Genomic DNA, 25,567 nt, shown 5'->3' on the forward strand with positions numbered 1-25,567 from the left:
GATTCAGATCATGGCTATGCCCAACCCCCCGGTTGATCCGGAAGACCACGGCGAGGAACTCGGTGGTGGTTGCGGCGCCGAGAAGGCCCGCGAACAGCAGATCCTCGAAGCGCTCACCGCCGACATGGAAGGCACCACCGCCGAGAAACTCGCCCAACAACTGGTGCCGGTCGTTCCCGACGGCGGCACTGTGGGTCGCACCGTCGCACCCCATATCGACCGGCTCACGAAAACCCGCGACTGGGCGAGGATTTGGGGACCCGCCGTCGCGGCAACAGCGGCCGGGACAACTGCGGTCGCGGTGCTGCCGCTGCCCGGCCCGCTGGCGCTGTACGTGCTCGCCCTGGCCGCGTTCGCGTGGTGGCACTGCGCGGGACGACCGGGCGCGATCGAGACCGTCCGGATGCTCGCCTACGCGATCGCCGACACCGGCGCCTGGATCAAGCGGCACGTCGAACAGCTGGCCGGACGCCGCGCCCGCTACGAGCAGCGCCCTGACCACTCCGGCCAGGTCGCCACCACCGAGAAGGAGAAGTAATCATGTCCAATCGCAGTCCCGAAGACGAAATGATCGCGCAGGCAAGGCAATTCAGTTCCTCGATGCAAGCTGCGATGCGCCACTACGCGCAAGCATCGAATTGGTTGGAGCGGCGTCGCGCACGCCGTGAGATCAGCCTGATCACCCGCCAGGAGGCGCGCGAGCAGCAGGCTGCCCGGCAGCGGCATCTGGTGTATTCCGAGCAGGCCGTCGACAAGTACCGGGTGCACGCGCTGGCGGTTTCGCAGCGCGCGAACGATCCGAGTGTCGACCACGGCCGCCGTTTTCGTGATCAGCAGGTGCTGGCCCGGCATCAGGCCGATATGCGGGATCTGGTGCTGCGCAACCCGCACCTGACCGAGGTCGAGAAAGGTATTGCTCTCGATGGTCTGGACGCGGCCACGGCGTTCCCCGAGTTCGAGACGGGCAAGTTGTTCAACCGCGCCCACAAGGTGAAAGGCATTGAGGCACTGCGGTATCGCGCTCAGGTCGCCCGCGCGCGCCGCGACGCGGAAGCCGAGCGGTCCCAGGTGCGAGAGCGGGCCGAGCGGCTGAGCACGATCACCGAGCAGGCTCGTCCGGTGCAGGGCGGGCCGGGCCAGCAGTTCCAGGTGAAAGCGACCGTGAGTCGTTGGTCTCCCGGTATGCCGACCTTGGAGCAGGACCGCTTGTTCGTCGGGGAGCAGGACGCGATCGATTGGCTGCACCGCGATATCAGCGAATCGCGGTGGGCTCCGGACGCTCGCGTCGGTGTCGAAGTTGTTGACCTCGCCGATGTTCGGGAACCGATCTACTCCGATGAGGGCCGCCCGTCGACCGTCGCCGCAACCCTCAAGGCACGCAGCAACGAGTTACGCGAGCAGGCCCGCGAGCGTCACCAGGATCGGAGCGATCACACTCCGTTCGGAGATCCGGACCTCAACGGACAACCGGCTCGTAGCACCGGCCGCGATCGGCAGGACCTTGCCGCGGAACGGGATTCGCTCAAGGCGCGGCTGAATCTGTCGATCGAGCACAACAGCGAGCTGGCCGACAACAACGCCCAGCTGACACGGCAGCTGACTGCGGTCACCGCCGAACGTGACCAGTTGCGCGCTGAGTACGCGAGAGACACCGCTGATGATGCCCGCTTGGAGGCGGAACGTTCCCAGTTACGTGAAACCAACAGCAGGCTGACCGCGAAGCTGGACCAAGCTCTCGCCGAACGGGACCAGCTGCGCGCCGAGCGGGACGCGGCGGTGCGCAAGGTCGCCGAACGCACCCCAGCCGAGCAGCGCTACGGCAGCCCCGAACGGCAGGCCGAGCAGGCCCGCCAGACGGCGGTCCGCGACAAGGTTCGCCGGGCCGGTAGCTCTGCCGAGAAAGAGACCGCTTCGCAGGCCCCGACAGGCGAGGCGGGCAGCTTCTACATCAGCAATTCTGATGGCCGGTTGTACCTGGATGAGTTCCTGCCGAAGGGTGCCGGAATGCGGGAAGCGGTCGCACTCCGGGACGAGTTGGCCGAGGCGACCAGCCACAACAACTCCAAGGTTGTAGCCCGTCAGATCGAATCGATCGACCCGAACCTGCCGATGGGGGAGCAGGCAAAAGCCTTGGCGCACTGGTGGACCCACCAAAACGGGCGCGAGGCGTACCAGACCGAGCAGGCCCAACAGCGCGCCGCGCAGCAGGCCACGGGCACCGAGTCGGCCAGCGAGGCCGCGCCGCGTTCCCCGCTGGCGGACTACCAGCCCGGCCACGGGTTGGCCGATGCCGTGGCACGCAACGGACACGACCGGGAAGGGATGGATCGATGAGCAGCAATGACCTCGATGGCCAGTACATCAACCGCTACGCCGGACGGGTCGAGAACCCGGAAGAGGTGTTGATGCGCGCGGACTTCGCCCGCGCCGAAGAGCTGCGGCGAACCGCGTGGCTTGCCGAGACCGAGGAAGAAAGATATCTGCGGTTCACCAAGGTTCGCGGGATCGAAGCCTCGTGGTCGAGGCGCGATGACGAACTGGGCGAAGCCTGGTGGTACTTGAATGACGCGCATCACGACTGGCTGTCTGAACCGGACTTCATGCGCGAATTCCATGACCAGATCCGCGCCGACCAGGCCCACGGCGTCGCCGCGATCAGCGACATGCAATGGCGCAGCCAGCAGCAGGCGCGGGAGATGACCGGCCACGGTTCCTGGGAGCAGGCCGCCGAGTCCGCGGCGCGTTCTGTGCTGGCGGATTACCAGCCCGGACACAGTCTCGCTGATGCCGTGGCCCGCAACGGTTCCCAGCGGGACGGGGCCGAGCGCTGAGCACTGAAACAGCCATGCCGGGCGTCGGAAGCGCCCGGCATGGATTGGCCCGACACCACCCCAACCCATCAGAGATCAAGAAGGAAGCCGAACCAATGATCGACAATACCCGCCCCGAACTGCACGAACCCGAATCCGAGACCGAGCAGCGGATGCGCGCGGACTTCATGCACGCCCAGTCGTGCGTCGCACGGTCACCGGAGGACTACGACCCGGCCGATTCGCTCGACTACGCCGAATACGCCGCACCATGGCTCAACGGTGAGCAGCGGTGGATGCACGAATGGGTGTACCTGACCGACGCGACACAGCGGTGGCGCGATGACCACGCCTACGCCGAGCGCATGCTCGCCATGCATCAACGCGCCCTCTCACCGATCGAGCGCCGCAGCGAGGAACAGGCCCGCTACATCGCCGAACACGGCATCGAGCGCGACGAACACGGTCTGCTGACCTGCCACTATGTGACTCGCGTGGACGACCGCGCGGCATCGGCGTCGGATGAGCGGTTCATTCCGATGACCGATCCGCAGTACTACAGCACCGCCGAATCCGACGACGAACGCCAGTTGCGGGCGGATTACGTCCGCCACGTCGATGAACTGAACAACGCGGCGCTCACCATCGACCCCGACGACCCGGCTGGTGACGGTCCCGTGGCCGAGCGACACTCGGACGCCGCCGCCGATATCGCCTTCCGGTGGGAAACCCACGAGTCGCGGTATTGGCGAGATGTGTGGAACCACCTGGACGGCGCGGTCACAGCGTGGGAGCGCGAACCAGAAGCCATGCGCAACGTCGCTCACGTGCTCGCGGACCATCAAGCACACGGTCGTGAGGTGATCGAGCCGATCCATTACCGCAACTATCAGCAGGCCGCCGAGCTGACCGGCCACGGCACCTGGACCGCCGAGACGGACCGGCAGAGCGAGCCCGCGCGGGATATGCCGTGGGCCAATGCCGCCGACATCCGAACCAGCGCACCGATTCCGGTGTCGTCGGCCTTCGCCGCGGCTCGTACCTGTGAGCTGACCAGCAGCGCGTCGCCATTGGCGCAATACCAGCCGGGCAACGCTCTGACTGCGAGTCTGGCTAACTCCGAGCGTGACGGAGCCGAGCGGTGAGCGCCCCGACCGTCGAGGCGACGATGCCCGCCCAGGCCGGGCAGGACCTCGCTCAGGTAACCGCGCGATCGGCGCCTGCGCCGATGCCGGTGCTGCCGGTCTGCACGACACCACCGGTATCAACCGTGGCGACCGTGCGGCCGTCGCTGGAGGGTCTTTCGAAGGCCGAGTTGGCGCAGCGGTTGATCGCGGCGCATGAACGGGCCGCGGATCTCGAGGAGCGGCTCGCCGCCGCGACGGCGGCACTCGACGCCGCCGAGCATCAGGCCGCGCAGCTGGAAGACCGTAACCGGGAGTTGGCCAGCGACCTGGACAACGCCCTGGATCAGCTGGCCGGGCACGCCCTGCACGCCGAGCAGGAACGGCTGATCCGTACTCCGGCGTGGAGCCCGTGGGCCGCGTCCACCGACCGAGAGGGGTATGACCGATGAACTCGACAGCCACTGTCCACTCTGTCCAGCAGCCGTCCACCGGCCGGTTCGATGTGGCCGAGCTGACCGCGTTGGCGATGACGATCATTATCGGTTTGGGGGCGTTCGCGTGGTCGTTCGCCGCCCTGACCGAGTTGAGCGTGATGGCCGGAATCACGCGGCGTCTAGCGTGGGCGGGCCCGATTTTCGTGGACGGCGCGATTGTCCAGTCCGCCGTTGCCCTGGTTTCGTTGCAGCGACGCAGCCGCCAGGGGATCACGATCCCGACCGCGACGCGGGTGTTCTTCTGGGGTGAGCTGTTCGCCGCCGAACTCATTTCGGTGGTCGGAAATGGTTTGCACGCTGCGGAATCTGGGCAACGCATCCTGCCCGCGACCATCGCGGCATGCGTCGCCGGTGCGGCACCGCTGTTCGGCCTGGCCGCCACGCACGGCCTGACCGCGCTGATCGAAGTCCCCCGTACCCCGGAGCCGAACCCGGAGGCCGGGTGGACACAGGTTTACGCGGACTCGACACGGCTGGACACCGACCGGACAGGACTGGACAGCGACCGTCCACCACTGGACAACCCACAGCCGGAGCTGGACAGCGGGCAGGCGGTCGCGGTGGACAGTGAGGCACTCGCCGACCGCGACGCGGAGATCCTCCGCCGTGTGGCGGCGGGGGAGTCGACGCGCCGGATCGGTGCCGCGGTCGGGTTGTCGAAGTCGCGGGTCGCGCAGATCATCGCCGCCGCCGACCCGGATGACACCGGTGGGGAGGTGCTGAGCCTGATTCGCTGACCGATAGCCCCGGTGGTGCGGGAGGGTGTGCGGCGGTCCCTCCCGCGTCAAGGGCGCACAGCGTCGCCCGGCGGGCGATGGCCTTGGTGGCCACCCTGGACCCGCGAGCCTCTACCGCCACACGGGCAGAGCCCTTCGAGGGCAGGCAGTGAGCCTGCCCCCTTCAAATCCCTTTCACCACCTCAATCACGGGAGAACCTCATGACCAACGCAATGACCGACCTGGACCAGATCAACGCCGAGCTGATGAGCCAAGGCGCCCGCAACCCGTTCGGGCGTGACGTCGAACCGAACACGACGGTGTCGGGTGAGATCGTGGCCGTGGTTCGGCGACACCGCCACAACAGCCAGGGGCAGCCGCTGTATTGGGTCAACCGCAAGCCGATGGTCGCCCAATCCGGGGACCCGGTCATCGACTCCGCGCTGATCCTGGAGACCGACGAGCGCGCCGACTCCGACGACGAGGGTCTGCGGTCGATCACACTGGACCGCGATATGCAGCGCGCTATCGCCGCGGGCGTGCGTCGTGCTCGCGCCAATGGATTCGCGATCGGCGGTCGCCTCGATCAGCTGGTCTACGTCGGCCCGATCGAGGCAGGCGGCTACGGCCGCGTCTACGAACTGGTGGCCTACATCCCGCCCACCGACTAGCCGCACCAGCCACCGGAGCCCCGGCCGAGATTTCGGCCGGGGCTTCGTCGTGTCCACAGCTGATCAGCCATCCACCCCGAACCTTCCCCTGGCCCTTCCTCCGCAGGCAAAACGAGTCCGGAGCGGTGGTTGCTCAAGGGTGGCCGTCAGGCCATCGGCGTAGCCGACGCGACGCCAGGAGCGCCCTTGAACAACCGCCGAGCTGGACTCACACTATCCGGCCGAGGAAGGGCGTTCCCGCCGTGGTTTCGACGGGCGAAATGTCGATCTTGCTGGCAATCAAACGTGCGAAGAACGCGCAACTTTCACGCGAATCGGGCATACAAGAGGGTGCGCGTTTTTCGCGCCTCTCAACCACCACCCCAACCCTCCCGTGAGCTGGGCAAAGGGCGGGATTTCTGCTCGCTCCCCCACCCCCTCCCAGTCCGACATCTCATCACCCACTTCGTGGTCAACGAGATGTCGGACTGGGAGGGGGTGGGGGAGCAATCAGAAATCAAAAGATCAAAAGAGGGATGGTTGGGGTGGTGGTGAAGAGAGAAAGACAAAGGAAATGGTTGCGTTTGATGTTTAACGGTGTGTTTGCGAGTCGGTTGTGCTGGCATACGTATCGCCCTACCTTCGGCGGCGCTTCCAGGGGGCGACTCGTGTTGGTACGTGGTGGTCTACAGATCCGCGACAGGCGTATCAGCCAAGTCTTGTAGAGCGGCTTACCTCTTAAGAGGTGGACATGACAACGCCGGGCGCTGTCGATCGCAAGCTGGCGCTTGCGCGGCCCGGATTCGAGACTCCGGAATCTGGAATTCCCTCGTATGCGGGGAAATTCACTCTGTTTGAGAGGACGGCTTGAGCGAAGAGTCGCCGTTCGGCGACTCGAGGGTTTCATGTCCTCTGTTGGTGCGTCGCCATTCCGAGGTCACCCCTCCGTGCGACCGGGCGCGGGTAGATCGCTCCCCGATTTTCTCCACGTATCCGCGCCGCTGCAGTCTCAGGAGCATCGAGCCCATGCGACGAGGTTCGGGAAGTTCAGGCCAGACATCGGCGCGCATCGTGGCGAGCACATCGGCGTTGATGAAGATCTGCCCTTCGGGCATCGCGATGATCACGCTTTCAGCCGTGGCGAGGTACGCCTTCGCTGGATCGGTGGTGCTGGCGGGCTGACTCATGGCGGGTACCCCCTCCGCGCGATCATGTGCGCAATCCACGGTACGAGGTTGTTCACATGTTCGTTGCTGCTGTGCCCGGATCGTCACCTTTTGCTCGGACACCCGTTTCACCTCTTACACGCGGCAGAGATCCGCTGGCGCAGTGGATGATTCATGATCAACGGTGGCCGTGCGCGGTCGAAGCCCGCCGAAAGAACATCCGCGGCCGGTGGCCGCGTGGCCCTGGTGGTGGGTCGGCCTGCATTGTGTTTCCGCGCCCCTCCAGCGTCAAGGGCGCCTGGCGGCGTCGGCTGCGCCGATGGCCTGGCGGCCACCCTTGACCCCGGAGCCTCTACGCGAAAAAGGCAGGCCTTATCGGGCAGGCGGTGCCTGCCCGCCTCTCTGTGCAACCCGACCCACACCAGGGCCAAAAAGCAGACGGACCGCTCGGACCGGACCGTTGGCTGTCACATCGGCAGCAATCACATGGCGGGTGGCTCTCGCGGATCTCGACCTCATCGATCCCAGATTCGCTCATGATGCCAGTTTCGGATTGCGTGATCATCCAAGGTCGCGGCACGCCGCGTTGGGAACCGGTACAAGATTCCGCCCGTGTAAGGGCAACACTCGTTCGGTGGAGCCCGGGACGGCTGCATGGCATCGCGTTGACCCCAAGTGACTATCTGATCCGTAGGGTCAAGACGGGCCGCTGACCAGGCGAAACAGCGGCGGCTGTCCTACATGGGTTTGTCCCATCTGTGAAAGTCGTAAGACACGAGTCGCTTTAGGCCAAGGATGAGCGACTGTCCAGTACGGCGATCAGTCATCTCTATCCAACGTGCACTCGGTTTGCAGTATTATTCTGAGGATCGATGTAATTGTTGTATCGTGCCTACATTTAGTAGGGCATATGAAGCAGACCGTACGGTTGTTACGCATGAACTTCCGCGCGCCCGATTCATGCGTGTTGAGGGGTGCAATCGTGCGAGGATTCGACCTTATGAAAAGTGAGGAATAGTTGAGCGTCGAGGTCGTTGCGATACGAATTGGCACCGCGATCATGGGAGGGGCTGCTCGAATATTATTTTCGAATAAAAAACAAAAGGTCAGTAATTCGCTGGAGATGAACGAGTTGATTCGGCAATATGTGCCGGGGCTGCGGCAGCAACGAAGCATTGAGCGTCAATTTGAGCAGATTGCCGATACCGTCGCAACGAGGCTGGAACCTATGCTCCAACATGAATTTCATGGTTTGAGCGAGGGGGAGAGAGATTCTATAGTAGCAAGTATTGCGCAGGCATTCGAGCAGACGGATTTGAGTGACTCTGCAATATTCGAGATTGACGCCGATCCGCTACAGTTGGGGCGAGCTGTTCGGGCGCAATTTACTGCTCCGGTTGGACTTAGCGAATCCGGATCTGAGCTTTATGAAAAGATCCTTAGTGAATGCTGCAACTACTATGTACGCATAATAAAGCATCTACCAGCATTTTCTGAAAGAGCGATAGCCGAGTTGCTTTCGCGGGTCGGCGATATCGGGACTGAGATTAGTCAGATCATCGAGAGGCTTCCCGTTCGCTCACTATATTCTCCTGAAGGTGTCGATCATGATGCACTGTTCTTGACCAAGTATCTAGCGTTCATCAGCAATACACTAGACGATGTGGAAATGTTTAGTTTTGCCACAGAGCGCCCACTCCGGACCAAACTTTCGATGGCTTACATTACTTTGAAAGTAGCCTCGGAAAAAGGTGCATCCATTTCACGTCGGTCCGCTGCCAGCTTGAAGCATAACTTCAGAATGACAGAGGATGAATCTAGCGGTGGCCTCCGAGTTGATGTTGCGCTGAGGAACCAGACACGGGTATTGATACGAGGTGAAGCTGGCTCCGGAAAGACAACCTTGCTTAGATGGCTTGCTGTTACTGCGGCTCGAGGCGCTTTCACTGGCGCATTGTTGGATTGGAATGGTGCGGTTCCAATAATGATACGTTTGCGGAGTTATGGTTCTAAGCCGATGCCGAAAATCAGCGAGCTACTAGACGATTCCGCGGGAGTGTTGGCCAGCGTGATGCCGCGCGGTTGGGTCGACCGGCAACTTAACTCAGGAAATGTCGTACTCCTGGTTGACGGCGTTGATGAATTGCTTCCGAAGGATCGGCGCCATGTCAAAAAATGGCTTCAAGATATTCTTGCGCTCTATCCGTCCGTGCGAACGGTGGTGACGTCGCGACCTGCCGCTGCACGACAAGATTGGCTTTTGGATGAAGAATTTACTGCGATTGTGCTTGAGCACATGACGCGCGCCGATCTAGGCTATTTCATCAGGCAGTGGCACCAGGCTGTGGGCGCCAGCGGACAAGACCTTCCGTGTTCACTGGAGGACTTACCTAGGCATGAACGCGCGCTCGTAACCAGCCTAAAGGATCGACCACACCTCTATTCGCTGGCGTCAAACCCTCTTTTGGCGGCAATGCTGTGTTCTTTGAATCTCAGCCGGGCTAGGCAGCTTCCTAGAAGTAGAATGGAGATGTACTCGATAGCAGTCGAGTTGCTTGTGCAGCGGCGCGATTCAGAAAGACACGTGCCGAGCGCCGAGGAAATTCCTCTGGGTTTGACGGAAAAAGTTGATATTTTGCGCGATTTGGCCTGGCGATTATCCGACAACAATCGAAGTGAACTTCCATATGAAAAGGCGCAGGGCTACGTGGAAGCCAAGGTCGCTTCGATCCGGCATTTGGAAATAGATCCCGGTCTCGTTCTAGAATTCCTACTGGTGCGCTCTGGCATCTTGAGGATGCCTGCGCAAGGTCGTATCGACTTTGTGCATCGAACGTTTCAAGAATATTTGGCTGCGGCTGCGATTGCCCAGGATGATCGGATAGGAAATATAATTGGGCGGGCGCACTTAGATATTTGGCGTGAGACCATCATAATGGTAGCCGGACATGCCAATATTCGTCAAAGAGACGAATTGATCACAGGGATGATCGAACGGGCAAATCATGAGCCTAGGCACCGTCGCCAACTGCGCTTGCTGGTGGTTGCATGCCTTGAGACTATGAATTCTGTTGATGACGATTTGAACTCACGTATTGAAAGTGTCCTTGATGATTTGGTACCGCCACGGCGATACGATGATGCGTGGTCGTTGGCATTGGTCGGCGAGCCCGTGCGTAAACGGTTGCCGGAGGCCATCGGAGGTTTGAGCTCGGTGTCTGCAGCTGCGACTGCGCGTACGGCGACTTTGATCGGTGGTGACCGAATCATCCCGTTGCTCCGAGCATATGCAGGTGATGGCCGACCAAGCGTTCATAACGCACTAGTCGCAGGTTGGGAGTATTTTGACGATTCCGACAGGTATGCTATAGAAGTTCTTTCGCGCATCGAATCCACAGAGGGAATTGCTGTCTACGTGGATTCACGTAAGCTGCGATCGATCTATCATATTGGTAGTATGCGTTTTTTGCATGTGCTCAGTCCGGTGCGATTTAGTTCGATTGACTTTGATCGACTCCCTCCACTGAAGTCTCTGTCTTTTCAGTATCTGATGGGTGAAAATAGTCTCGCCGATATTGCTAAAACGCCGCTGGGCGCGAGTTTGGAGATGTTGGGTCTCGCTGGCTCAGATTCGCACAATTCGGTAAACGACCTCGAACTGCTGGCAGACTTTTCTAATCTTCGATCACTAGAAATCGAAATTTCTCCTAATCAGGTGACTCTCGGGCCATTGCCCCCACTGCTCTTCGACATAGCTATTAGTGGCGTAAACAGCGTTTTCGACCTGTCGACTTTGAGCTCTCACGAGGAACTCTCTTCGGTCTTTGTGATGGGCTCCAAAGCGGCTGAGAGTGTAGCTCGTATCTCCATTTCCAGCCTAGGTAGTTTAAGCCTTTCTAATTGTGATATCTCCGAATATCTAGAAGCGGTGATCGCCCAGTTTCCTGAATTGACTAGCATGGGTCTATACGGAGTCATTCTTCCGTCTGACCTCTCTCCATTGTTAGAATTGAAGAATCTCCGCCGCCTTGCCGTGATGCACTGTCAGGGTGCTGGTTCCGACGCAGTAGATCTTTCATTCCTTTCCGAAATGGACTACCAAGTCGAAGTCGCGCACACGAAAACAGCCCACCATCTGCCGAATGGCGACAAGAGGTTCATTGATATGATTCTTCCATATGGATGGAGTTGAGCAGATTTGTGCCTGCCGGAAAGATGGTTTGTGCGAGCCGGAACTGGTTGGGATGGATATTTTCGGTCCCGACCTCCTCGGCATGCCGCTAGGTCATCTGCTGGATCCCGGACGGTGTCGTCCGGCCGCGCAAGGCAGGGCAGGGTCTATTCTGATCGCGAAGAGCTGGCGGACCCGTGCATGGAGGTACCGATGCACCGAGGCGCGGGTCTGCCTTCGAACGGGAATTTCCGCGGCTGACGTCCTTTGCCGAGGGGAGGAGCGCATTTAGGTGAGGTCGACGACGCCGACATCGAGCGGCGCCATTCGCCTATACGGGGGCTAGCGGTATTGCAACGATGTTGGAGTCATCGGAAGTGACTCGAATGTCGACAGAACGAACACCAGTAGATTATGGCGAAATGCTCTGTGACATGCAGGTTCTTTGCTGGTTAGCACAGTGCGAGAGTGTTTGATCTCATAATCTAATGGTCACACTTCGGTGTAAGCGATGGCGTGTACACCGCATATCGGCAGACGTTGCAGATGTGGACTCGATGGTGACTACTCGCTTCCAGGCAGGGCACGGCGCCGACGGTCGCTCGGCCCGGCCCGAAAGGGTGCCCACGCGGGCAGGCGACCGGCGCTGGTTCAACCCAACCGTTACGGATCCGGTATAGCCGCTCCGGATCGGTGACGACTCGCCCCTCTACCTGGTAGACCGGCCGCCAATTATCGAACATATTTTCGATGATTGCACAAACCGGTCGGTTGGAAAAGATAGGCTGCGGGCATGGTGAACATCGGCGACCGAGTCCTGCTCGCAGCAGGCGGCGTATCGAAATTCGAGGTTCTCGAACTGGGCGGCGACCGTGCCATCGTGGAATCCGTCGACAAAACCGCGCCCGGCTGCTACCCATTCAGCACCGAGGCCGCCCTACTCGCTCCCGTCGACCCGGACTGATCCTGACGGTAGTAACTGGGTGATTGCTGTTGGGGTGCTCCTAAGGGAGGCGGAGGTGTCGAATCGGCGCGTTTTTCGCGGGGTTTTCGTGGCGAATTCGCGGGAAAATGCGCACCTCCGCCGCATCCGGCTCGGGGGTCGTCTCAGCACTTCAGCGAGACCGACGAGTTGCCGACCCGACCGGCGGAACCAACCTCATGGGACAGCGCGACTAATCCGACAGCCGGAGCCCATTGCTGAGTTCAGGCTACGCGATCATTAGTGCTATCCACACGTCCATGCGGTCGCCTGGACCATCTGCGACCTCCGCAACGCCGACCAACCCAGCGCCCAAGACGTACTGGCCGCCTTGAACTTCCGGCAACGGGGCTCCCAGTGAGCGGGGCCACGGGAGATGAGCGCCCGATCGGCGGGTCCGTTGCGCCGGACATGGTTGGCGGTCCAAATACCTCGGGGCGTGCTGGTCCATCGCACATCGGCGCGACCGCTTCGGATCTCGCGGCGACGGCAGCGAGTTGCCCTGCCGCCGTTGGCTGTCCGGGCAATGTCTCGGATTGTGCAGCCATCACGGCGCGTGGCGACTGTCCCGCATGCGGTGCCACGGGCACCATGATGGGCAGCGGGCATTGCGCGACGCGAGCGGTCGATGCCCCAAGACATCCAGAGGCTGCGGTGGGCGACGCATCCGCGACACCCGGGTGTGCGGCCGAAGCGATGGACACCTCGGATCGCCCAGCTGCCGCAGCTTGTGGCGGTGGTCCCGCAGCGGTGCAGCACGACAGCCCCTGTGCCACAGCTGATTCGGACGTTGCCGCTGGTCATGCAGAAGCGAGAACAGGCGGCGGATCCATTGCCTCGGCGATTGGTACTCCGGCAACGGGAACTGCGGGTGCGTCGGCAGGATGCGACCACCCGGTCGACGGTGGGATTCCTGTGACGGGATCCATTGCCGCAGACGCGAGTGCTGCAAAGGCCTTGGGGAGAACTGGTAGGGCAGCGCGCACTCGGCGGACCGCCTCGGATCTCGGAGGGGCGACAGCAGATAGCGGCTCCGCCGCCGCGGGGCGTTCGGCCGCGTCGACGGGCAGTGGCTCGGATGCCTCGGATTGCGCGGCGTCGGCTTGCGGTGGTCACCCTGTCGCGCGATCTTCGGTAGCCGATGGTCGGTGCGCTACAGGGGATTCGGAAAGCGCATCGGCTTCCGCAGAGCGAGCGGCAGCTGGCGGATCCGCTGCTTCGGTGAGTGGCGCTGCGGCAACGGGAACTGTGGGTGCGTCGTTGAGCAGTGAAACCTATCCGGTCGCACTGGTGGTCACCGGGGCGGATGCGGCAGGGTGCGCCGGCGCGTGGGTGGGTGGCAGGGGGCGCTCGAGGCATGGGGTTGTGGATCTGGATGGTTGGGCGTCCGATGGTTCGGAGTCCGCGGTTTCCAGTGGGGATGTTGATGAGCGTCGGTTGGCGTGGGCGTATTTGTCGCGGGTTGTTCAGGGGCCGTGTGCGGCGTTGTCGTCATTGATCGATTCGGTAGGCGTGGTGGAGGCGGCGCGGGCAGTGCGGGAGTGTGAGTTGCCGGAGTCGTTGCTCGGGCCGACCGCCAAGCGGCGCGAGATCGATAGTGCGGCAGGGGATATCGAGCTTATCGAACGGCTCGGGGGGCGGTTGGTGACTCCGGACGATCCGGAGTGGCCTGCCTGGCGGATGCTCGGGCTGCGCCAACTCGAGCCAGGACGCGACCGTGACGGGGCGGTGCCGTTGGCGTTGTGGGTGCGGGGACCGCGATCGTTGTCGGAGTCGAGCGAGCGGGCGATCGCGGTGGTCGGGGCGCGATGCAGCAGCGGATATGGAGAGCATGTCACTGGCGAGATCGTCGGCGATCTGGCCGCCCAGGGCTGGACGATCGTCTCCGGTGCCGCATTCGGTATCGACGGTATGGCGCATCGGGCCGCCCTCGCCGTCGGTGCTCCGACGATTGCCGTCCTTGCGTGCGGCGTCGATCGCCCGTACCCGGCCCAGCATGAGCGACTGTTGGCCGAGATCGCCGAAACCGGTTTGGTAGTCAGCGAATACCCGCCGGGCACGGTTGCCCACAAGAACCAATTCCTGGCCCGCAATCGCCTGATCGCGGCGCTGGCGGACGGTGTCCTCGTCGTAGAAGCCGGACTACGCAGCGGCGCTCGGAATACCGTCAAATGGGCCCGCCGCCTCGGTCGCCCCGCCCTCGCGATCCCAGGCCCCGTCACCGCCGCCTCCTCTTCGGGCTGCCACCGCATGATCCGCGAAGGTGAGGCCCTCCTGGTCACCCGCGCCGAAGAGGTCATCGATGAAGCAGGCCCACTACGCCTTTCACTTCCAACTTCCCAGCCGTCCGACCCGAGCGACCGATTACAAGGCGACGAAGCATCGGTGTATGCCACCCTCCCCAGAATCGGCTCCCGCCAACCCCGCGCCATAGCCGAAAACTCCGGCCTGGACCTCCCCACCGTCCGCGCCATCCTCCCCGCCCTCGAACTCGCGGGCCTGGTAGGCATGGACGAAAACGGTTGGCACCGAACCGCAAATCCCCCGAGCCGATGAAATATTCACGCCCGAGCCGATCACAGCTCACTCGACGACCGGGCTTTCGCAACGTGTCCTCGTGCGTCGCACAACAGACGTGCGCTCGTCCGCGACGAAGCTGTGCTGGGCCCGCGACGCGAACTCGCTGTCCCAAAGGAGCTGCGTTGAGCTGCGCGGGGCATTTGCGCGATGAGTGGAACCTCGCGTCCAGCCCGCTGCCAACCACGGGCCGCATGCATAGCCGCGAGGATCGGCGCTCCACCATCGGAGCAGTCTCGTGCACGGCAGTGTCGGAAGGCTGGCGCTTGACGGGTGGCTACGGCGGGGAAAGCAGTGTCGTTGCGGCGTGCTTACTTGCCAAGGGGGGTGGGGGCGGTGACGGTGGGGGGATGGAGTTGCCGGAGGATCTCGAGGCGTTGCTGGCGGAGTATGAGCGGCATTTGCGGCTCGGGCGGAATCGTTCGGTGCACACGGCGCGGGCGTATGTGGGGGACGCGCGGTCGTTGCTTGGGCATTTGGTTGCGCGGTCGTCGGATTCGGCCGTGCGGGAAATGGATTTGGCATTGTTGCGGTCGTGGTTGGCGGCGCAGTCGGCCGGTGGGGCGGCGCGGACGACCATGGCGCGGCGGGCGTCCTCGGCGAGGACGTTCACCGCGTGGTTGACCAGTACCGGGCGGCTGTCGGTCGATCCCGGGTTGCGGCTCGGGTCGCCGAAGGCGCATCGGGTGTTGCCTGCGGTACTCGGTACGCAGCAGGCGGTAGCGGCTATGGACGCTGCGGAATCCGGTGCGGTGCAACGCGATCCGATGGCATTGCGGGATCGGCTGATCGTGGAGCTGCTGTACGCGACCGGCATTCGGGTCAGCGAGTTGTGCGGTCTGGATCTCGACGATCTCGATCGGGAACGGCGCCTGGTCCGCGTCATCGGTAAGGGTAATAAGGAGCGCTCGGTGCCCTTCGGAGTTCCGGCCGACGAGGCGATCGCGAATTGGCTGCAATACGGCCGCCCCACACTTGCGACAGCCGACTCCGGCCGTGCGCTGCTGCTCGGCCGTCGCGGCAGAAGACTCGACCAGCGTCAGGCCAGAACGGTTGTCCACGAGGTCGTTTCGGCAATTCCGGGCGCACCCGATATGGGGCCGCACGGCCTGCGCCATTCGGCCGCAACCCATCTGCTCGAGGGCGGGGCGGACCTGCGCGTCGTGCAAGAACTCCTCGGCCACGCCAGCATGGCAACCACCCAGCTCTACACCCACGTCTCTATCGAGCGCCTGAAAAAGGTGCACGACCAAGCCCATCCCCGCGCCTGACGTTCCGCAGATCGGCGGACGAGGATCAGCGCCCGATCTTGGGCGAGGCGCGCTGTCCTGGCCGGAAATATCGCCAAGCCGCGCGCGGCCGCCAGCAGCAATGGCGCAGGACCATCGGACTGGAGGCCCTGCGCTGTCCTTGTTGCGCAGGCGGAATCGGGACCAAAGTTGCCCTCCTGAGTGTCCACCGGCGTGGCGGACGGGAATGTGTACGAGGCCCTGATCGGGGCGAAGGTGTCTCCGGGCGCAATCGGCTGAAACCGCCTCCCTGCTCGGTGCGGTTCCGGGTGTGCGCAGCCGACAGGTGGTATGCGAACTGGACACGAATTGTCCCCATCGCCCATGCTCGCAGACGAAATTTGAAACGCGTTCTCATGACGGTTAGTGCTGTATCAATCATGAAATGGCGGCTATTCTGACACGAGTTCCAGTTTGGAGGATTCGTGAACACCGCACGTTTTGCCGAGTTCGAGAGCGGTGCATGCTGCACTGCCGTCCCGAGGTGGATCCGATGAATACGCATACGGTGCTGGGCAAGGAAGTGCGGATGCCGGTGCGGATTCGGCTTGCGCATGCCTTCATGGCGACCTACTCGGTATCGGCGGCAGCCGCGCAGCGACTCATCGACTACTCCGGCCTGGAGATTCTCCGCCTGCCCGGTGGTCGCGCCATATGCACGCTCGTTTTCGTCGATTACATCGATGGCGACCTCGGGCCGTACAACGAGTTCGGTGTGTCGTTCATGGTCCGGCACCACACCGCTGGGCCCGCCAGCACGCTCGGTGATCTGCGCGCGCTTTCCACCGGGGGCGCGGGCGTCTTCATCCATCGCCTCCCCGTCGACGGTGAATTCACCTTGGCCGCTGGCCGCGGCATCTGGGGTTTCCCCAAGGAAATCGCCGATTTCGACGCACAGCACGAGGGCAGCGTGCGACGCGGCGTACTCCATCAGAACGGGCAGTTGATCGTCGATCTCACCATCCGCCCCGGCCTCGCCGTCCCGCAGCGCCGCGGCGGCTCCTCCTTCGATGCGTACTCCCATATCGACGGCATCACCCGCTGCACGCAATGGCAGATGGAGCCGTCCGGCATGCGCGCTCGCCCCGGTGGCGCCGAACTGTCCCTCGGCGAGCACGCCTGGGCCGACGAATTGCGCTCCCTCGGATTACCCAAGCGAGCACTCATGGCCTCGTCCGTCGATCGGCTGGCGATGACCTTCCACGACGCCACCCCGCTCTGACCGGGAGCCCGCTCCCGAGATCGTGATCTTCGTGGACGACCACAACGCCGGTGGTTAACCTGACGTAGCGGAGCGTTCGCCTGCGGCAGGAAACCGACCAGCGATGGAGAGGTGCCCGTGAATTCCGACGACGACCTCGGCGTAGTGCGAATCCTCGGCACCGTCGCATCGACCGAACCGGCACCGCCGAGGGAGCCCGCGACCCGAGCCGAGGCGGCATGACCCTCCCCAACCCCGCCGAGGAATCCGAGGAAGGGGAAGAGGAGATCGATTACCGCTTCACCCTCGCCAACGAACGCACCTTCCTGGCCTGGATGCGTACCTCGCTGGGTCTGCTCGCGGGCGGTGTCGCGGTGCACACGCTGGTGCAGCCGATGCGGATGTCGGGGTTGCGCCGCACGCTCGCCATGAGCTGCATTGTGCTCGCGGTGATCATCGCGATCGGCGCGTACGGACATTGGCGACGTGTCGGTCGGGCCATGCGAAACGGTGAACCGCTACCGGACACGATCATGGTGCCGATCCTGTCGGCGGGTATCGCCGTCGTGTCGGTATTCGCGTGCGTGGTCGTGTTGTTCCGATGACCCCCAAGAGTCTCGCCGCCGAACGCACCGCATTGGCGTGGCGTCGCACGGCCATTGCCGCGATGGTCGTCGCCGCGCTCTTCCTCAATCATGCCGCGAGCAACGGGTGGCGGGCCGTCGCCATCGCACCGACCGGCGCGGCGATCACCATGGCAGCCCTTGCGGCCCTGTCCTTTTTGCGCAACCGCGCCTTGCATCAAGGACGCTATGGCCACGGCGGGGGCGTCATTGCCGCGACAGTGCTGGCGGTGCTGGCCGTCGCATGCGTCGCGGCCGCAATCGGGTTCACGGATCCACGGCCCTAATCCGCTGCGGGCCGAACATGTTTCGGCTGACAACCACAGGAGGATGGATATGAGCACAGCGACCGAGCCGAGCGAATTCATCGTCGCCGAGCAGCAACGAGCGGCTGCCGCACTGCCCGCCGATATGGACGATCTCGCGGATGCGGACCGCGGATTCATCGCGGCACTCGAACCCGGTGAGGTGCGCTCGCCGGACGGAAAGGTGGTGTGGGACAACGACTCCTATGCATTCCTGCGGGGAAGCTGCCCGGTCTCGGTCAATCCGAGCCTGTGGCGGCAGTCCGGTCTGGTTGTCAAGCAGGGACTGTACGAGGTCGCTGCGGGTATCTATCAGGTTCGCGGTCTCGACCTTTCGAATATGACGCTGATCGAGGGCGACACCGGTGTGCTCGTGATCGATCCGCTGATCTCGGCGGAGACCGCAGCGGCGGCCCTGGCGCTGTATCGCGCGCATCGGGGTGATCGACCGGTGACCGGATTGATCTACACCCATTCGCACGCCGACCATTTCGGCGGTGCGATGGGTGTGACGACGGTTGACGCTGTCGCCGCGGGCCGCTGTCCGGTGCTCGCACCGGCCGGATTCCTCGAGCATGCGGTTGCCGAAAACATCTATGCCGGAACGGCAATGGCGCGTCGGTCGGCCTATATGTATGGCGCGGCGCTGCCGCGAGGTCCGAAGGGGCAGGTCGGGGCGGGGCTCGGACAGACCACGTCACTCGGCACGGTCACCTTGATTCCACCGACAGTGGACATCACCGCCACCGGTCAGGAAGAGACGGTCGACGGGGTTCGGATCGTCTTCCAGCTCACCCCCGGTACCGAGGCGCCCGCCGAGATGAACTTCTATTTCCCGGATATGCGTGCGCTGTGCATGGCCGAAAACGCGACGCACACCATGCACAACCTGCTGACGCTGCGTGGCGCGCTGGTGCGTGACCCGCATGTGTGGGCCAAGTATTTGACCGAGTCGATCAATCTGTTCGCCCGCAATTCCGATGTGGTCTTCGCCTCGCACCATTGGCCGACCTGGGGTACCGAGCGGCTGGTGGAATACCTTTCGCTGCAACGGGACCTGTATGGATACCTGCACGACCAGACGGTGCGCAGGCTCAATCAGGGGTATCTGGGTGGTGAGATCGCCGAGATGCTGGAGGTGCCACCGGCCATCGCCGATGCGTGGCATACGCACGGGTATTACGGCTCGGTCAGCCACAATGTCAAGGCTATCTATCAGAGGTACATGGGGTGGTTCGACGGCAATCCCGCGCATCTGTGGGAGCATCCGCCGGTCGAATCCGCAAGGCGCCATGTGGAATTCATGGGCGGTGCCGACGAGGTGCTGCGCAAGGCGCAAACCGCTTATGACGCAGGGGATTACCGGTGGGTCGCGCAGGTGGTCAACTACGTCATCTTCGCCGACCCATCGAACGAGGCGGCGAAAACGTTGCAGGCCAAAACCTTCGAGCAGCTCGGCTATGGCGCGGAGAATGCTACCTGGCGCAACTTCTACCTCAGCGGCGCCCATGAGCTGCGCAACGGCTCGTTCGGCACGCCGACGTCGACGAATGCGCCCACCATGCTCGCGGCACTCACCATCGAGCAGATCTTCGATGCGATCGCGCTGCGCATCGACGGACCGAAGGCGTGGAATCTGCGCGTCGTGATCGACTGGCACATTACCGATGAAAGACGCACCCACCGCCTCGAACTGCGCAACGGCCTGATGGTTCACTACGACAAGCCGGACGGCGCCGAGTTGCCCGATCCGGATGCAGCTTTCACCTTGACGAGGCCGATCCTGATTCGAGCCTTGTTGGCGGGCGAGAATCTCGGCGCACTGGTCGCCGCGGGTGATATCGCCATTACCGGGGATCCCAGCAGGCTGAACGCGGTGGTCGGGGTGATCGACGCGCCGGATCCGAACTTCGCCATCGTCACCCCCTGAGATATCGCCGCGACCTCGCGGAGTCGCTCGGCTAAATCGCTCGACCGCGCGATGTCCTGGCACGTATGGTCGGCGACCATGTCCACCGAAGCCATCGACAAATCCGTACCTTTGCGCGAGCGCCTGCGCACCGCGCTGTCCGCCGCGATGAAGACCCGCGACCGCAGCGCGATCTCCGGACTGCGCTCCGCCCTCGGTGCCATCGATAACGCCGAAGCCATCGACACCGTGGACATCAAGGCAGGTGCCATCGAGACCAGCGCGGTCGGACTCGGCGCCGCCGAAGCTCGCCGCCGCGATCTCACCGAGGCCGATATCGAACAGATCGTCCGCGCCGAAATCGCCGACCGACAGCAGGCCGCCGCCGAATACGACACTCTCGGGCGCCCCGAGCACGGTGACCTGTTGCGCGCCGAAGCCGCCGCACTCGAAGCGCAGCTCTAGGTACGCGACGCCGAGCGGTCGCGCGCGTGCCGTGATGGGTGCGGTACGGCTGTTTGGTCGCGGAGCGTGTCGTCGTCGCACGCGGTGCCCGACGTCGAGCGCTCTCGCGCGTGCGCAGATGGGAGCGCGACGCCTGCATGGCCGCCGATCAATTCATCGGCGCACGCTTTTCGTTTGTCGCCCATCGAGGCAAATAGGCCTACCAGGCCTGGATCTCGCGCGTCGGCATGCGGTGGTGCGCTGGACCGGGCGCGCAGTGGAGTTGCGTGCGGCGAATTCGGCCGTGCGGCAGCCGAATCCGCTGTCCGAGCCGGGCGCTGTGCGGATCCTAGGCGGAGGTCGGGAGCGTATCGATGTACTTTCCGGCGATGATGCGCTGGATTGCTCGAACCACGGGTCCGCCGAGTCGGACGTACCAGGCCCCGGGGCGGGAGAAGGCCGTGACCACGGCGTAGACGGCGTCATCGGTCGGGTCGTATTCGACGGCGAACAGTTCCTCGCCGATTTCCGGATGTCCGGGCAGGGTGCCGTAGGCGAAGCCGCGCCGGTCGGGTTCGTCGAGGACATACACGACCCGACACGGCGCGGTGATGCCGACCGGACCGACGCCCAACCGCACCGTCAGCCGTGTTCCCGGCTCGGCAGTAAGTGTGTCGGCTTCCCGAAAGATGCCGGTGCCCTTCTGCATTCGATACGCCAGGATCTCCGCACCCGCACACTCGAACAGCGCCCGCCCGGATCCGATCCGGCGGCGCAATCGAAACCGGTGATAGCCCGCGGGCAGTGCCGCCTTGGTCGCGCCGACCTCGGTATAGGTGAACGGCGGATCCCCGAGCGCATATCCCATAACCCGATCCTCGTCCCGGATCCGGCACGACGGAAGACCGTCCTCCGAAGTTACCGCTCGGCCTCGGATTCATGTCACCGGTTTCAGTCGCAGGGGAGTCGGGTGCAGTAGTCCGAGTGGATCGATGTACTCACGTCGGCTGTGCCCGCTCGCTTCTCGTCTCGCACCCCAATGCAGGCACGCCGCAGCTGCGCAACCCTCGTGTCCCGCCTCCAAATTGCCGATTCGCGTTCCGCGTGCAACTCGCAGGCCCACCGAAACCTCTGCTCGTACCGGCTCGTACGTGGTTCGAAGCCCACCGGGGTGATCGATCGATACGACCGGTTTGCCCGCGACCGTTCCGGCGAACACCACAATTCCATCCCCGGCCGCGAAGACCGGTTGTCCGGGCGCACCTGCCAGATCGACCCCGCGATGCCCGGGTAGCCAGTCCTGTGCCGGTTTGTCGAATTGCCGCTCGACCGCGGGCCGTGGTTGCAGCGGCCAACTGAACTCCCCGTGCGGAGTAGCCGAAACCGACTGCTCCGCAGCGAGTCCCAGCAGAGCGATGACCCCGAGGATGATCGAAATCAGTCGCCGACGATAGCGCCCATCGACCCTGCCGAGGCGAGTCATCCGAGTCAGCGCGGCAGTCGGAGCGGAGCCTGCTGAACCAGATCCAGCAGCCGCGACAGCAGATCGCCGAAAACCCGCGGCAACGAACTCGCCGATCCGGACCCGCCGCCACGTGCGATCTCGGTGGCGAGCGGCGCAACCCGAAGCGGATCCGGCACCCGCGCCAGCCCATCGCCTGACCGCGGCGTCGGACAAGCCGAACCCGTGCACTCCCCGTACCCCCCTTCCGATCCCGGGAACCAGCCATCACGCCCAGCGTTTCCCAGCGGACCCCATGGCAGCGCCACAGCCTCCCCGCCATTCGGTGGTGCGGCCGAAACCGGCTGTGCCAGAACCAGTGACAGCAGAAACAGCGGTGGGATGAGCATCGTCATCGAGATTGCTATGCGATTCATGCTTCAAGCGTCGGCCGCGCGTGGCAGGCGCAGTACCCCCGCTTCGGCGAGTGTGGACAACTCGCCAGGTTGTGGAGACGGCTCGTTTCGACCCATGACAGGGCGATTTAGAAACTCACCCCCTCAGCCCGTAGACTGGTCGAGCGGTCTGTGCCTGCACGGACCGACTTCGCGCGCCACCCCGTGCTTGTTCGCAACGGCGCTGTTCGAACCGGAGCTCGGCTTCGTGAATCGGCAGTGCATGCGGAGCAGGGAATCATCGGCTGGTCCTGATCCTCGTGATCGGGTCCGATGGTTCGGAGGCGCCAGGGCGGCGGATCACCGATTCGTCGCGGCAACCGGCAACGAAAGAGAGATACGGCACCATGGCTGTCGTAACAATGAAGCAGCTGCTCGACAGCGGCGCACACTTCGGACACCAGACCCGGCGCTGGAACCCGAAGATGAAGCGGTTCATCTTCACCGACCGCAACGGCATCTACATCATCGACCTGCAGCAGACGCTGACCTACATCGACAAGGCCTACGAGTTCGTCAAGGAGACTGTCGCCCACGGCGGCACCGTCCTCTTCGTCGGCACCAAGAAGCAGGCCCAGGAGTCGATCGCGGCCGAGGCGACTCGCGTCGGGATGCCCTACGTCAACCAACGTTGGCTGGGTGGCATGCTCACCAACTTCTCCACCGTGCACAAGCGCCTGCAGCGCCTCAAGGAACTCGAGGCGATGGAGCAGACCGGTGGCTTCGAGGGTCGCACCAAGAAGGAAATCCTCATGCTCACGCGTGAGATGAACAAGCTGGAGCGCACCCTCGGCGGTATCCGCGACATGGCCAAGGTGCCCTCGGCCATCTGGGTCGTCGACACCAACAAGGAGCACATCGCCGTCGGCGAGGCGCGCAAGCTGAACATCCCGGTCATCGCGATCCTGGACACCAACTGCGATCCCGACCTGGTCGACTACCCGATCCCGGGTAACGACGACGCGATCCGTTCCGCCGCTCTGCTGACCAAGGTCGTCGCCTCCGCGGTGGCCGAGGGCGTGCAGGCGCGGGCCGGTATCTCCTCCGGTGACGAGAAGCCGGAAGCCGGAGCGGGCGAGCCGCTCGCCGAGTGGGAGCAGGAGCTGCTCGCGCAGGCCGCCCCCGCGGCGACCGAGGCCGAGGCCGAGGCTGCCGCCGAGGCCCCTGCCACCCCGGCCGACGCCTGATCGTCGCAGTGTTCGACGGCGATGGCGGCGGGGCCTGCGTAGTTTCGCAAGCTACCGCCTCCGGCCCCGTAGCCGTCATCGCGGAGCGTCTGTTCACCTTGCCGACCTCTCCTGCATAGGAGCGGTCGGCAAGGTGGTGTTACCACCCGAAACAACACACAGGAGGATCGCCACCCATGGCGACATACACCGCCGCTGACGTGAAGCGGCTGCGGGAGCTCACCGGCTCCGGGATGATGGACTGCAAGAACGCGCTGGTCGAGACCGACGGCGATTTCGACAAGGCCGTCGAGGTGCTGCGCATCAAGGGCGCCAAGGACGTCGGCAAACGCGCCGAGCGCGCCACCGCCGAGGGTCTGGTCGCCGCCAAGGACGGCGTGCTGATCGAGATCAACTCCGAGACCGACTTCGTCGCCAAGAACGACGAGTTCCAGGGCCTCGCCGACAAGATCGTGACCGCCGCCGCGGCCGCCAAGCCCGCCGACCTGGACACGCTGAAGGCGCTGAAGCTGGACGGTCAGACCGTCGATGAGGCGCTGCAGGCGCTCGCCGCCAAGATCGGCGAGAAGCTCGAGCTGCGTCGGGTCGTATCCTTCGACAGCCCGGTCGCCGTTTACCTGCACAAGCGTGCCACCGACCTGCCGCCCGCCGTCGGCGTGCTGGTCGAGTACCAGGGCGAGGGCGACGCCGCCGCCGAGGCCGCGCGTGCGGTCGGCATGCAGGTCGCCGCGCTCAAGGCCAAGTACCTGACCCGCGACGATGTGCCGGCCGACGTGGTGGAGAACGAGCGCCGCATCGCCGAGCAGACCGCCAAGGAAGAGGGCAAGCCCGAGGCCGCGCTGCCGAAGATCACCGAGGGCCGCGTCAACGGCTTCTTCAAGGACGTCGTCCTGCTGGAGCAGGCGTCGGTCACCGATTCGAAGAAGACCGTCAAGGCGCTGCTGGACGAGGCCGGTGTCACCGTGACCCGCTTCGCCCGCTTCGAGGTCGGCCAGGCCTGATAAAGCCCGTGAAACCCCTCGTGCTCCGGATACGGTGTACGAGGGGTTTCGGCTGTCCGGACGTTGTCCGTTCATCCGCAATTCTCGAGCCTGACCGGGCGAGTTCGTTGCGTCCGAGGGGGTCTTCTACCCACATCGAATCCGAGTAGGGCAGGATAAGGGCGCTCCGTATTGAGCCTCCGCGTTGCCATCCGGCCCACGTGCTGTATCGACAGACCGAAATCTATCGCCGAAGGAGACGAACACCCATGACGGACCCCGGGACCGACCGCCCAGGATATCGCCGGGTGCTCCTCAAATTGGGCGGGGAGATGTTCGGCGGCGGCAAGGTCGGCCTCGACCCCGATGTGGTGCAGACGGTCGCGGAGCAGATCGCCGAGGTGGTCTCCAGCGGTGTCCAGGTGGCCGTGGTGATCGGCGGCGGCAATTTCTTCCGTGGCGCCGAACTCGAGGAGCGCGGCATGGAACGCGCCCGTTCGGACTATATGGGCATGCTCGGCACTGTGATGAACAGCCTTGCGCTGCAAGACTTTTTGCAGCAGCAGGGCATCGACACCCGGGTGCAGACCGCGATCACCATGGGCCAGGTCGCCGAGCCGTATTTGCCGCTGCGCGCCAAGCGGCATCTGGAGAAGGGCCGTGTGGTCATCTTCGGTGCGGGTATGGGCATGCCCTACTTCTCCACCGACACCACCGCCGCCCAGCGCGCGCTGGAGATCGGCGCCGATGTGGTGCTGATGGCCAAGGCCGTCGACGGCGTTTTCACCGCGGATCCCAGGGTCGACGAGAGCGCGACCATGTACACCGAGATCACGCATAAAGAGGTTATCGAGCGTGACCTGAAGGTCGCCGACGCGACGGCCTTCAGCCTGTGTATGGACAACCAGATGCCCATCCTGGTGTTCAATTTGTTGACGAAGGGCAATATCGCCCGTGCGGTCGCCGGTGAGAAGATCGGCACATTGGTTCGGTCCTGACCCCGCGCCCGCGGATCATGACGATGACGACGCTGTGGAGG

At 63.7% G+C, this 25,567-nt stretch carries 23 protein-coding genes and 1 pseudogene; 20 read left to right on the plus strand and 4 right to left on the minus strand.

What is annotated here, in order from left to right; translation table 11 throughout:
• The first annotated feature begins 10 nt into the window (after positions 1-10).
• The 7 genes from ACQP1T_RS11435 (at position 11) to ACQP1T_RS11465 (ending at position 5,819) form a co-directional block, all read left to right on the plus strand.
• A complete protein-coding gene (locus tag ACQP1T_RS11435) occupies positions 11-538 on the plus strand; it encodes a hypothetical protein (RefSeq protein ID WP_433759907.1) in 528 nt (175 codons plus the stop codon).
• Between the two features lie 2 nt (positions 539-540).
• The gene (locus ACQP1T_RS11440) at positions 541-2,334 is read left to right on the plus strand and encodes a hypothetical protein (RefSeq protein WP_433759908.1); all 1,794 of its coding nucleotides are present in this window, start codon (positions 541-543) and stop codon (positions 2,332-2,334) included.
• Positions 2,331-2,831 (plus strand): hypothetical protein, encoded by a 501-nt coding sequence (locus tag ACQP1T_RS11445; RefSeq protein WP_433759909.1) that lies wholly within the window; start codon positions 2,331-2,333, stop codon positions 2,829-2,831. The genes ACQP1T_RS11440 and ACQP1T_RS11445 overlap by 4 nt, the downstream gene beginning before the upstream one ends.
• A gap of 95 nt (positions 2,832-2,926) precedes the next feature.
• On the plus strand, positions 2,927-3,955 hold the full coding sequence (locus tag ACQP1T_RS11450; protein ID WP_433759910.1) for a hypothetical protein: 1,029 nt from the start codon (positions 2,927-2,929) through the stop codon (positions 3,953-3,955).
• Positions 3,952-4,386, plus strand: coding sequence for a hypothetical protein (locus ACQP1T_RS11455; RefSeq protein ID WP_433759911.1), 435 nt, complete (start codon positions 3,952-3,954; stop codon positions 4,384-4,386). The genes ACQP1T_RS11450 and ACQP1T_RS11455 overlap by 4 nt, the downstream gene beginning before the upstream one ends.
• Positions 4,383-5,168: a DUF2637 domain-containing protein gene (locus ACQP1T_RS11460; protein WP_433759912.1), complete on the plus strand. Its 786-nt coding sequence runs from the start codon at positions 4,383-4,385 to the stop codon at positions 5,166-5,168. Before ACQP1T_RS11455 ends, ACQP1T_RS11460 begins: the two co-directional genes overlap by 4 nt.
• Before the next feature lie 201 nt (positions 5,169-5,369).
• On the plus strand, positions 5,370-5,819 hold the full coding sequence (locus ACQP1T_RS11465; protein ID WP_433759913.1) for a hypothetical protein: 450 nt from the start codon (positions 5,370-5,372) through the stop codon (positions 5,817-5,819).
• Between the two features lie 824 nt (positions 5,820-6,643).
• On the opposite strand, the gene ACQP1T_RS11470 is transcribed toward ACQP1T_RS11465, so the two are convergent.
• The gene (locus tag ACQP1T_RS11470; RefSeq protein WP_433759914.1) at positions 6,644-7,087 is read right to left on the minus strand and encodes a hypothetical protein; all 444 of its coding nucleotides are present in this window, start codon (positions 7,085-7,087) and stop codon (positions 6,644-6,646) included.
• 895 nt (positions 7,088-7,982) lie between these two features.
• Here ACQP1T_RS11470 and ACQP1T_RS11475 point away from each other — a divergent pair.
• The 10 genes and pseudogenes from ACQP1T_RS11475 (at position 7,983) to ACQP1T_RS11520 (ending at position 20,486) form a co-directional block, all read left to right on the plus strand.
• The gene (locus ACQP1T_RS11475; RefSeq protein WP_433759915.1) at positions 7,983-11,156 is read left to right on the plus strand and encodes an NACHT domain-containing protein; all 3,174 of its coding nucleotides are present in this window, start codon (positions 7,983-7,985) and stop codon (positions 11,154-11,156) included.
• A gap of 772 nt (positions 11,157-11,928) precedes the next feature.
• The gene (locus ACQP1T_RS11480; RefSeq protein WP_433759916.1) at positions 11,929-12,099 is read left to right on the plus strand and encodes a hypothetical protein; all 171 of its coding nucleotides are present in this window, start codon (positions 11,929-11,931) and stop codon (positions 12,097-12,099) included.
• A 280-nt stretch (positions 12,100-12,379) separates the two neighbouring features.
• Positions 12,380-12,478 (plus strand): annotated as a pseudogene (locus ACQP1T_RS11485) (hypothetical protein); the annotation flags it as partial.
• Between the two features lie 1,010 nt (positions 12,479-13,488).
• On the plus strand, positions 13,489-14,673 hold the full coding sequence (gene dprA, locus ACQP1T_RS11490; RefSeq protein ID WP_433762146.1) for a DNA-processing protein DprA: 1,185 nt from the start codon (positions 13,489-13,491) through the stop codon (positions 14,671-14,673).
• Between the two features lie 371 nt (positions 14,674-15,044).
• Positions 15,045-15,965 carry a tyrosine recombinase XerC gene (locus ACQP1T_RS11495; RefSeq protein ID WP_433759917.1) on the plus strand — a complete coding sequence of 307 codons (921 nt, stop codon included), beginning with the start codon at positions 15,045-15,047 and terminating at the stop codon, positions 15,963-15,965.
• A gap of 511 nt (positions 15,966-16,476) precedes the next feature.
• Positions 16,477-17,205: an acetoacetate decarboxylase family protein gene (locus ACQP1T_RS11500; protein ID WP_433759918.1), complete on the plus strand. Its 729-nt coding sequence runs from the start codon at positions 16,477-16,479 to the stop codon at positions 17,203-17,205.
• Positions 17,206-17,423: 218 nt separating this feature from the next.
• Positions 17,424-17,789: a YidH family protein gene (locus ACQP1T_RS11505; RefSeq protein WP_433759919.1), complete on the plus strand. Its 366-nt coding sequence runs from the start codon at positions 17,424-17,426 to the stop codon at positions 17,787-17,789.
• The gene (locus ACQP1T_RS11510) at positions 17,786-18,094 is read left to right on the plus strand and encodes a DUF202 domain-containing protein (RefSeq protein WP_433759920.1); all 309 of its coding nucleotides are present in this window, start codon (positions 17,786-17,788) and stop codon (positions 18,092-18,094) included. Before ACQP1T_RS11505 ends, ACQP1T_RS11510 begins: the two co-directional genes overlap by 4 nt.
• Before the next feature lie 49 nt (positions 18,095-18,143).
• Positions 18,144-20,042, plus strand: coding sequence for an alkyl/aryl-sulfatase (locus tag ACQP1T_RS11515; RefSeq protein WP_433759922.1), 1,899 nt, complete (start codon positions 18,144-18,146; stop codon positions 20,040-20,042).
• Positions 20,043-20,120: 78 nt separating this feature from the next.
• On the plus strand, positions 20,121-20,486 hold the full coding sequence (locus ACQP1T_RS11520; RefSeq protein WP_433759923.1) for a hypothetical protein: 366 nt from the start codon (positions 20,121-20,123) through the stop codon (positions 20,484-20,486).
• Positions 20,487-20,814: 328 nt separating this feature from the next.
• Here the strand turns inward: ACQP1T_RS11520 and ACQP1T_RS11525 are convergent, their stop codons facing one another.
• The 3 genes from ACQP1T_RS11525 to ACQP1T_RS11535 form a co-directional block, all read right to left on the minus strand.
• Positions 20,815-21,333: a DUF1990 family protein gene (locus ACQP1T_RS11525; RefSeq protein ID WP_433759924.1), complete on the minus strand. Its 519-nt coding sequence runs from the start codon at positions 21,331-21,333 to the stop codon at positions 20,815-20,817.
• Positions 21,334-21,402: 69 nt separating this feature from the next.
• A complete protein-coding gene (locus tag ACQP1T_RS11530) occupies positions 21,403-21,948 on the minus strand; it encodes a M23 family metallopeptidase (protein WP_433759925.1) in 546 nt (181 codons plus the stop codon).
• A 5-nt stretch (positions 21,949-21,953) separates the two neighbouring features.
• Complete coding sequence (locus ACQP1T_RS11535; RefSeq protein WP_433759926.1) at positions 21,954-22,343, minus strand: hypothetical protein; 390 nt, start codon at positions 22,341-22,343, stop codon at positions 21,954-21,956.
• Positions 22,344-22,708: 365 nt separating this feature from the next.
• Between ACQP1T_RS11535 and rpsB the strand changes: the two genes are divergently transcribed.
• From rpsB to pyrH, 3 genes are all read left to right on the plus strand, one after another.
• Positions 22,709-23,548: a 30S ribosomal protein S2 gene (gene rpsB / locus ACQP1T_RS11540; RefSeq protein WP_433759927.1), complete on the plus strand. Its 840-nt coding sequence runs from the start codon at positions 22,709-22,711 to the stop codon at positions 23,546-23,548.
• Positions 23,549-23,724: 176 nt separating this feature from the next.
• A complete protein-coding gene (gene tsf / locus ACQP1T_RS11545; RefSeq protein ID WP_433759929.1) occupies positions 23,725-24,549 on the plus strand; it encodes a translation elongation factor Ts in 825 nt (274 codons plus the stop codon).
• Positions 24,550-24,797: 248 nt separating this feature from the next.
• Positions 24,798-25,526 carry a UMP kinase gene (gene pyrH, locus ACQP1T_RS11550; protein WP_062993453.1) on the plus strand — a complete coding sequence of 243 codons (729 nt, stop codon included), beginning with the start codon at positions 24,798-24,800 and terminating at the stop codon, positions 25,524-25,526.
• The last annotated feature ends 41 nt before the right edge of the window (positions 25,527-25,567 follow it).

It is taken from the genome of Nocardia sp. CA-135398, assembly GCF_050955845.1.
Lineage (GTDB): Bacteria > Actinomycetota > Actinomycetes > Mycobacteriales > Mycobacteriaceae > Nocardia.

Excerpts from the sequence above, each read along its gene's own strand:
- ACQP1T_RS11435 (WP_433759907.1), top strand. The coding sequence starts at position 11 with ATGGCTATGCCCAACCCCCCGGTTGATCCGGAAGACCACGGCGAGGAA.
- ACQP1T_RS11530 (WP_433759925.1), bottom strand. The coding sequence starts at position 21,948 with ATGACTCGCCTCGGCAGGGTCGATGGGCGCTATCGTCGGCGACTGATT.
- rpsB (WP_433759927.1), top strand. The coding sequence starts at position 22,709 with ATGGCTGTCGTAACAATGAAGCAGCTGCTCGACAGCGGCGCACACTTC.
- ACQP1T_RS11515 (WP_433759922.1), top strand. The coding sequence starts at position 18,144 with ATGAGCACAGCGACCGAGCCGAGCGAATTCATCGTCGCCGAGCAGCAA.
- ACQP1T_RS11445 (WP_433759909.1), top strand. The coding sequence starts at position 2,331 with ATGAGCAGCAATGACCTCGATGGCCAGTACATCAACCGCTACGCCGGA.
- ACQP1T_RS11450 (WP_433759910.1), top strand. The coding sequence starts at position 2,927 with ATGATCGACAATACCCGCCCCGAACTGCACGAACCCGAATCCGAGACC.
- ACQP1T_RS11460 (WP_433759912.1), top strand. The coding sequence starts at position 4,383 with ATGAACTCGACAGCCACTGTCCACTCTGTCCAGCAGCCGTCCACCGGC.
- ACQP1T_RS11535 (WP_433759926.1), bottom strand. The coding sequence starts at position 22,343 with ATGAATCGCATAGCAATCTCGATGACGATGCTCATCCCACCGCTGTTT.
- ACQP1T_RS11465 (WP_433759913.1), top strand. The coding sequence starts at position 5,370 with ATGACCAACGCAATGACCGACCTGGACCAGATCAACGCCGAGCTGATG.
- ACQP1T_RS11440 (WP_433759908.1), top strand. The coding sequence starts at position 541 with ATGTCCAATCGCAGTCCCGAAGACGAAATGATCGCGCAGGCAAGGCAA.
- tsf (WP_433759929.1), top strand. The coding sequence starts at position 23,725 with ATGGCGACATACACCGCCGCTGACGTGAAGCGGCTGCGGGAGCTCACC.
- ACQP1T_RS11505 (WP_433759919.1), top strand. The coding sequence starts at position 17,424 with ATGACCCTCCCCAACCCCGCCGAGGAATCCGAGGAAGGGGAAGAGGAG.
- pyrH (WP_062993453.1), top strand. The coding sequence starts at position 24,798 with ATGACGGACCCCGGGACCGACCGCCCAGGATATCGCCGGGTGCTCCTC.
- ACQP1T_RS11480 (WP_433759916.1), top strand. The coding sequence starts at position 11,929 with ATGGTGAACATCGGCGACCGAGTCCTGCTCGCAGCAGGCGGCGTATCG.
- ACQP1T_RS11520 (WP_433759923.1), top strand. The coding sequence starts at position 20,121 with ATGTCCACCGAAGCCATCGACAAATCCGTACCTTTGCGCGAGCGCCTG.
- ACQP1T_RS11510 (WP_433759920.1), top strand. The coding sequence starts at position 17,786 with ATGACCCCCAAGAGTCTCGCCGCCGAACGCACCGCATTGGCGTGGCGT.
- ACQP1T_RS11525 (WP_433759924.1), bottom strand. The coding sequence starts at position 21,333 with ATGGGATATGCGCTCGGGGATCCGCCGTTCACCTATACCGAGGTCGGC.
- ACQP1T_RS11500 (WP_433759918.1), top strand. The coding sequence starts at position 16,477 with ATGAATACGCATACGGTGCTGGGCAAGGAAGTGCGGATGCCGGTGCGG.
- ACQP1T_RS11495 (WP_433759917.1), top strand. The coding sequence starts at position 15,045 with ATGGAGTTGCCGGAGGATCTCGAGGCGTTGCTGGCGGAGTATGAGCGG.